This window comes from Methylocystis sp. H4A (assembly GCF_015709545.1).
Taxonomy (GTDB): domain Bacteria; phylum Pseudomonadota; class Alphaproteobacteria; order Rhizobiales; family Beijerinckiaceae; genus Methylocystis; species Methylocystis silviterrae.
In genome coordinates this window covers 230854-238602 of sequence record NZ_JADNQY010000024.1, presented here as the reverse complement: position 1 = coordinate 238602, position 7749 = coordinate 230854, and the positions used below count along the sequence as shown (strand labels likewise).

The 7749-nt window shown below is 64.9% G+C and carries 6 protein-coding genes and 1 tRNA gene; 3 read left to right on the top strand and 4 right to left on the bottom strand.

The genetic code is table 11. The annotated features are described in order from the left end of the window. The 3 genes from IYW40_RS11505 to IYW40_RS11495 all read right to left on the bottom strand — a co-directional run. Positions 1–599 (bottom strand): sugar phosphate nucleotidyltransferase (locus IYW40_RS11505; protein ID WP_196400548.1); only part of this gene is annotated, 599 nt, incomplete at its 3' end. A 104-nt stretch (positions 600–703) separates the two neighbouring features. Then, positions 704–3865: a helicase-related protein gene (locus IYW40_RS11500; RefSeq protein WP_196400155.1), complete on the bottom strand. Its 3162-nt coding sequence runs from the start codon at positions 3863–3865 to the stop codon at positions 704–706. A 729-nt stretch (positions 3866–4594) separates the two neighbouring features. Next, positions 4595–4668 (bottom strand) — tRNA-Gly (locus IYW40_RS11495). 163 nt (positions 4669–4831) lie between these two features. Between IYW40_RS11495 and IYW40_RS11490 the strand changes: the two genes are divergently transcribed. Next, entirely contained in the window at positions 4832–5197 is a 366-nt protein-coding gene (locus tag IYW40_RS11490) for a TIGR02300 family protein (protein WP_175093847.1), read from the top strand. Positions 5198–5281: 84 nt separating this feature from the next. On the opposite strand, the gene IYW40_RS11485 is transcribed toward IYW40_RS11490, so the two are convergent. Further along, the gene (locus tag IYW40_RS11485) at positions 5282–5689 is read right to left on the bottom strand and encodes a MucR family transcriptional regulator (RefSeq protein ID WP_196400156.1); all 408 of its coding nucleotides are present in this window, start codon (positions 5687–5689) and stop codon (positions 5282–5284) included. A 287-nt stretch (positions 5690–5976) separates the two neighbouring features. On the opposite strand from IYW40_RS11485, the gene IYW40_RS11480 reads away from it, so the two are divergent. Next, positions 5977–6978 carry an MDR family oxidoreductase gene (locus IYW40_RS11480; RefSeq protein WP_196400157.1) on the top strand — a complete coding sequence of 334 codons (1002 nt, stop codon included), beginning with the start codon at positions 5977–5979 and terminating at the stop codon, positions 6976–6978. A 280-nt stretch (positions 6979–7258) separates the two neighbouring features. Further along, positions 7259–7726, top strand: a complete 468-nt coding sequence (gene greA, locus IYW40_RS11475; protein WP_196400158.1) for a transcription elongation factor GreA — start codon at positions 7259–7261, stop codon at positions 7724–7726. Positions 7727–7749: the final 23 nt, after the last annotated feature.

Sequence of the window (7749 nt, the reverse complement as noted above, 5' to 3'; positions counted from 1 at the left end):
AAGATGAAGTTGCCGCTGTTCCAGAAATAGCCGGCGTCGACATAGTCCTGCGCCGTTGCGCGGTCCGGCTTTTCGACGAAAGCGTCGAGCTTGTAGACCTCGCAACACGACTCAAGCGGCGCGCCGGGGCGCAGATAGCCGTATCCCGTCGCGGGGCCGTCGGGCTTGACGCCGAGCGTGACGATATAGCCTTGCGCCGCCGCGGCGCTCGCGCGCTTGCACAGATCGACGAGGCCCGCCGTGTCGCGAACGACATGGTCGGCGGCGAGCACGACGACGACTGTGTCGGGCGCGCGGCGCGCGGCGAGGCCCGCCGCGACGGCGACCGCCGGACCCGAGTCGCGGCGCGACGGCTCCAGCACGACGTCGGCTTGCGCGCCGATCTCGCGCAGCTGGTCGGCGATGAGGAAGCGGTAGTCGAAATTAGAGACGACGATCGGCCGCTCGAACGCCGGGTCGGCCAGCATCGCCATCGTCGTCTGGAAGGTGGAGCGCTCGCCAATGAGCGGAATAAACTGCTTGGGAAGCGTCTCGCGCGACTCGGGCCACACCCGCGTCCCCGATCCGCCGCACATAATAACGGGCAATATCTTCTTCATAAGCCCCTCTCGCACTCGGCCGCGCCCGCCCCCGGGCAGCCATAATTGTCCGCCCGACTATTGGCAATACGATGGCGAAGCTGAGGGCAGAAGCGCAAGCGCCGCTATTTGCCCTTCTTCTCAAGTTCGGCCTTAAGCGCCGCAAGCTTGGCGAAAGGCGAATCCGGGTCGGGCTGGCGCTCGCGCCGTTCGGGCGCGGCGAATCCTCCCGGGCGACGGGGGCGGGCGTCATCGCGCGGCGGACGGCCCTCGAAACGCGGCTTTCCAGCAGGACGCCCCTCCTTGCCCGGAGCGTTGCCGGGCCGCTGGTCGCGGCGCGGCGGCCGCTGCTGCTGCTTGTCCTCAGCGCCCTGACCGTGCGCTTGCCGATGCGCGCCGGCCTCGCGGGGGCGCGGACCGGAATGCACGTGGCGCTGTGGACGCCAGATCTCGATGGAGTCCGGCTCGGTCGGCGCGGCTTTGGCCGGCGCAGCCTCCGAGGCGGGCTCTTCCTGCGCTTGGGCCGCTGTCGCCTCTTCTTCGCGCGCCTCTGCACCCGCTTCCACGGCGACGGACGCTGGCGCCTCTGTCGTCGGCCCTTCGGCGGCGAGCTCCTCTGCCGGCGCTTCCTCCGAGGCAGAGGGCTGCGGCTCGACAGACGGCTCCGCTTCCGCGGCGGCAGGCGCCTCGGCGGCGGTTTCGGCCTGAATGTCCTCGCTCGCGGCTTCCGCTAGCTTGGCCGCGGTCTTTGGCGTCACGGGCTCCATTGCAGCCGCCGGCACGATCGCAACGGTGATGGCCGGTCCTGGACGCTGCGTCGAAGCATAGCCGAGCGACTTCAGGATCGAGGAAAAAGCCTCGCCGGAACAGCCCGTGAGCGAGGTCATCGCGACGGTGACGACGAAGCCGTCGGCGTCGGCCGCGCCAGGCGGCGGCTCGCCCGCGGTGAGCCCCGGGCGGTAGGCGATCGCCGGCCGAATGAGATCGGCGAGACGTTCAAGAATATCGACGCGAACGACGCGCTCGCCGCAGACTCGAAAGCCGGCTGCGCGATAAAAACCTTTCGGGATCGATGCGTCGGCGGTGAAGGAGGTGCGTCCAGAGGCCGCCAGATGCGGCACGTCCTCAAGCCCCTTCACGTTCTCAAGACCGCCGTGATGCAGCGCCCAAAGCAGCGCCGAAAGCGCGCGCGGCGCCGGCTTGAGAAGCGCGGGCGCATAGATGTGATAGGCCCCGAATCGCACGCCGAGCTTGCGCAGCGCGGCGCGGTCCTCCTGGGAGAACGCCTTCACGTCCTTGGCGACGCGCGCGCGGTCCAGCACGCCCAATTCTTCGGCGAGCTGGAAGGCGACGCCGCGCGTCACCCCCTCCAAACCTTCGCCCTTCTCCAGCTGCTCGAGCGGCCCAAGAAGCTTCTTGACGTGTTGCGCGAGCCAGAGGTCGAGGCGTTGCTTGACCTTCTCCAGAGCCGGTCCTGTCAGCTGCTCGTCGGCAAGCACGCGCGTCGTCGGCGCCAGCGCGCCGGCGCCGGAGGCGATTTTCCCCACAGGTTCGCCGAGCCAGCGAATCAGCCCGTCATTGCCGAGCGCGAAGGCGTCGTCGACCGCGTCGAAGACGCGGGTCGCCCGCGCCTCGAATTCTCCAGCGAGCGCCTTCTGCGCCGCCGCGTTCAACGTCTTGGCCGCTTCGCCTGCCGCGCCGGGGTCCGGCGTGAAGCGAAATCCCTGAAGGCTTCCGACATGCTGGCCTTCGACCAGAACGTCGCCGGCGGCGTTGATTTCGGCTTCAAGCATCGCATTCTCTCTTAAGCGGCGCGCCAGCACGCTGGTGCGGCGGTCGACGAAACGCTGCGTCAGTCGGTCGTGCAACGCGTCGGATATGCTGTCCTCTACCCGACGCGCGACGCTCTGCCAATGCTGAGTGTCGTCGAGCCAGCCGGATCGGTTGGCGATAAAACTTGCGGTACGCACTTGCGCGAGGCGATTCGACAGCGTCGCGATGTCGCCGTCGATGCGGTCCACCGCTTCGATCTGCCCCGCCATCCAGTCCTCGGGGATCTTGCCGCGCCGGGCGATGAACGCGAATATCGCCAGCGCGAGCTCGGCGTGCGCGGCAGGCGAGGTCTTGCGGTAATCGGGGATTTGGCAGGCTTCCCAGAGCCGCGCGACATCGGCTGTCGTCTTGGCGTTGCGCCGCGCGATTTCGTCACGGCTCGCGGCTTCAAGCGCCCTTTGATCGTCTGCGACCCGGGCGCGCACCAGATCCGGATGCGCCGGAACCTGGTCGAGAGAATGCATCAGCGCGTCGATCGAAGAAAAATCGAGGGCGCTGTTACGCCATTGCAGCGTCTTCACCGGATCGAAGCGGTGGTCCTCTAAAGCCTCGATCAATTCCTCGTCGAAGGGCGGGCAGCGGCCGGTCGCGCCAAAAAAGCCGTCGCTCATATGGCGCCCCGCTCTGCCGGCGATCTGCCCGAATTCCGCTGGCGTCAGTCCGCGATGGCGCAATCCGTCGAATTTGCGATCGGAGGCGAAGGCGACATGATCGACGTCGAGATTGAGCCCCATGCCGATGGCGTCCGTCGCGACAATGTAATCGACGTCGCCGCCCTGATAGAGTTCGATCTGTGCGTTGCGCGTGCGCGGCGACAGCACGCCGAGCACGACGGCCGCCCCGCCGCGCTGGCGCTTGATCAGTTCCGCGATCGCGTAAACCTCTTCGGCGGAAAAGGCGACGATGGCGCTGCGCGGCGGCAGCCTGGAGATCTTCTTGTCGCCGGCGAAGGAAAGTTTGGAAAGCCTCGGGCGGGTAAAGATCGGCGCGCCTGGAAAAAGTTCTGTAACGAGCGTCGCCATCGTCGCCGCGCCGATCAGGAGAGTCTCCTGGCGTCCGCGCCAGTGGAGTAGCCGGTCGGTGAAAATGTGGCCGCGGTCGAGATCGGCGGCGAGCTGGATCTCGTCGATCGCGACGAAATCCGCCTGGACGTCGCGCGGCATCGCTTCAACCGTCGCGACCCAATAGGCCGGCGCGCGGGGCTTAATCTTTTCCTCGCCGGTGATGAGCGCGACATTGTCCGCGCCGACGCGCTCGGCGACGCGATTGTAGACCTCACGGGCGAGCAGGCGCAGAGGCAGCCCAATGACGCCGGAGGGAAAGGACAGCATACGCTCGATGGCGTGATGCGTCTTGCCGGTGTTGGTGGGGCCGAGCACCGCCGCCACGCCCCTGTCGAACGGCCTTGCGCGAGGGGCGGCGCGGCTCGCCGGGTAAGACGGCGCGACTGTCATGTTCTTCTTTGCTGCCTGACGCGCGCCGCGGCGCGCCTTCGTTTCATATCGAAACTTCGAGCAGGGCGCGACTTTACCTTCTGAACAGCCTGGGAACGAATCGCGCCCGAATCGCTGACTCTCGCTGAGTCACGCTCTGTTCCAACAATATATGGACGCGCGGCCAAATCGAAACGCCAGAAGTTGCGAGAACGGCTCGTCGATGGCGTAGCGCGCGGCTTTGACGAAAGAGCCGCCGGCGGACTCCTTTCGGCGCTGCTGTCAACGGCCAAGATTAGGCGGTTCGGCGTCTTGCGGTTAAGCTTTGGGATCAACCGGGAACGCAGCAGGCACGAATCAGCGTTCGATCTCAGTTGGCATTGCGTTCCGGCGAATTTGCGCGACCCTCGAGCGCCTCATCCGCTGCGTCGACATGAGGAATGCGGCGCAAAAGAACAAGAACGGTTAACGCCGCGTCCTTCTCTGGGACGCTTGGACGAGGCGGCGCGGCGTTCGCGCGCGTGGCCTCTCGACGTTGCGGCGGCTTTGCGCGGCGCGCCTCTACGCGTAATTGGTAAACGGCAAGGTCGATTCGCGTCTTTGGCGAGACTCTGAAAACGGAGAGAACCGGCGATGCGCGTACGGGAATTCGGGGCCGGAGGAGGCTGCCGCGGCGGGCACGGCGCGGCCGAACGCAAACGAACAGGCGGGCCGCAATCGCTCGCGCTGAAGAAAGCTCACCGGAAGGGCTGGAGCGGGTGAAGGGAATCGAACCCTCGTATTCAGCTTGGAAGGCTGCTGCTCTACCATTGAGCTACACCCGCATGAGGGTGATTCTATGCCAATCTGCGCGGCGCTTGGCAATGGGCGCGCAGACAATGCATTTCCCATTTGACAGCGAGGCGGGACGCCACTAACCGGAGCGCCCAAACAGTCTCTCAATACAGGCGGGGCGTTCCCACGCTGCTTCTCGAGGACCAATCGACCGTGGCAAAACCCGAACTCGGCGCCAAACGCCAATGTCAGTCCTGCGGGACGAAGTTTTACGACTTTAAAAAAGATCCGATCGCCTGTCCGAAATGCGGCGCGATTTATCAGGTGGTGGCGCTGACGCGCGCGGCGGCGCGCGCGCAACAGGAAGAAGAGAGCGAACTCGAAAAGGAGAACCCTGAAACGGTGTCGCTCGAAGAAGTCGAGGAGACGGAGACCGTAGCGGAATCGATCGATGTCGAAGATGATGTGGAGATCGAGGGAGACGACGCCGAAGACGACACTTTCCTCGAGGAGGAAGAGTCTGACGACGATGTCTCCGGATTGATCGACGGCGACATTGAAACTGACGAAGAGACCTGAACCGTCGGGGCGTCACTGACCTGGCGCGATAGCGCGCGCCGCGGCTTTCAGGTCAATTGGAGAAGGCGGCCGTTTGGCCGCCTTTTATTTGCCGCGACGCCGGCGCTGCTGGCCGAGCCCCATCTGCTTGGCGAGATTAGACCGCGCCTTGGCGTAGTTGGGCGCAACCATGGGATAGTCGGCCGGAAGGCCCCACTTCTCGCGATAGTCTTCGGGCGACAGCCCATATTGCGTGCGCAGATGACGCTTCAGCGACTTGAACTTCTTCCCATCCTCAAGGCAGATGATGTAATCATTGGTCACCGAACGCTTGACGGGAATCGCCGGTTTCGGCGGCTCGGCGGGCGCCGCCGCGGAGCCCACGCCAACGCGCAACAGGGCGCTGTAGACTTCGCTGATAAGCCCGGGCAACTCTCCGGCGGGAACGGAGTTGTTGCTCACATAGGCGGAGACGATGTCAGCCGCGAGTTCAATGTTGTTGGCTTGATTCATCGGATTGCTCACCACTTCCTGTTGAGACGGACGCCGCCCCCGCCGCCCTTGATCAATGCTTTGATGCATAGAATCGTCGCCCTGCCGTTACTTGTTGACTGACTAACAGAATAGTGCGACTGCATCAAGAAATATTATGCACTATTGGCGCCGCCCAATTCTGCATAGTTGATCAATCAGAATTTCGCGCTTTACGGCCGTGACGGCCTCATGTTTTCTTATTTTTGTCTTTTTTTCTCCGCGAAAAAGCGCTGGTTTGGCGCAGCCAACGGCTGAGGCGCGGCCATATGACTGACTTCAGAGCCATTCGCATCGACAAAGACAATGACGGCCAACACGCCGATTACGTCATCATGCGTGAGCGCGACCTGATGGAGGGCGATGTCGACGTCGACGTCGCGTTCTCGGCGATCAACTACAAGGACGGTCTCGCCGTCACCGGGAAGGGACCGGTGGTGCGTCGCTTCCCAATGATTCCCGGCGTCGATCTCGCGGGTCGCGTCACGCGCTCCGCGCATCCGGAATTTGCGGCGGGCGACATTGTGGTTGCGACGGCGTGCGGCCTGGGCGAAGCGCATTATGGAGGCTTTGCGGAAAAGGCGCGGCTGTCGGGCGATTGGCTCGCGAAACTGCCGCCGGCGCTGACGCCGGCGCGCGCCATGGCGGTTGGCACCGCGGGACTGACCGCCATGTTCTGCGTGCTTGCGCTGGAGCGCCATGGCGCCCGGCCCGAGGACGGGCTCGCGGTGGTGACGGGCGCGACGGGTGGCGTCGGCTCTTTCGCCGTCGCATTGCTCGCCAAGGCTGGCTGGCGCGTGGCCGCCGTCACCGGACATGCGAGCGAAGACGCCTATCTCAAACGCCTGGGCGCGTCCGAAATCATCGGCCGCGACGAATTGTCCGCTCCAGGAAAGCCGCTGCAAAAGCAGCGCTTCGCCGTCGGCGTCGACACTGTCGGCGGCGTCACTCTCGCCAATCTTCTTGCGCAGACGCGCTTCGATGGCGCCGTCGCCGCCTGCGGTAATGTCGCCGGCATGGAGCTTCCGGCGACTGTCGCGCCTTTCATTCTGCGCGGCGTCTCGCTGCTCGGCGTCGAAAGCGTGCGCCCGCGCATCGGGCTGCGGCGGGCGGCATGGGCCCGAATTGCGCGGGACCTCGATTCCTCCGCGATCGACGCCATGAGCGAAATCATTTCCTTCGACGCGGCGCTGGATCGCGCCCGCTCGATCGTTGGAGGAAAGATTCGCGGACGCGTCGTCATCGACATGGGCCTGCATCTTCCGCTCTAAGATGCAGATTGGTAGGATCGTCGCTCGAACGACGAGGACCGCCCGCGTCGCGACCTCCCCTGCCGCCCTTCACGCTCGAAACCGCGACGCGGAAACCTCGGCCTTTGAGCCGCCAAGCTAAGCCTTCGTAAGCGCGCGCGAATCGTCGCATTGCGGCGTCAATTTCTCGACAAGCGCGCCCGTCTCGGCTCTAATGCCCACGACGACGGCCCGCTTGGGCCGATTATTTTTGTTAAGGACGCTCGCCGCATCGGCGCGGCGAACCAAAGGTCAAAAGCGCATGAGTTCGGCTTTTACGAAAGAACAGGACGACGACAATCCGCGCGAGGACCTGCCTGACCGGCCGGTCAGTCCGCATCGCAATCTGGTCACGCCCGAGGGCCTCGAACAGATTGAAGCCGAGCTTACGCGCCTGCAGAAGGAGATCGAACGCGCGACGGCGAGCGAAGACAATCACGCGCTCGCGCTGGCGCAACGCGATCTGCGCTATTGGTCGGCGCGTCGCGCCAGCGCCGAAGTCATCCGGGCGATCGCCGATCATTCGCATGTGCGATTCGGCCATCGCGTCGTCGTCGAACTCGAGGACGGCGAACGCCGCAGCTTCCGGCTCGTCGGCGAAGACGAAGCCGATCCGACCAAGGGACTCATACCCTATGTCGCTCCGCTCGCAACGGCGCTGATGGGCAAGTCCGTCGGCGACAAGGCGGAGGTTATCCACCACAGCGCGCGAATCGTGGAGATCGGTTAGCGCCCTGCTCTTGCGCGGCGCGG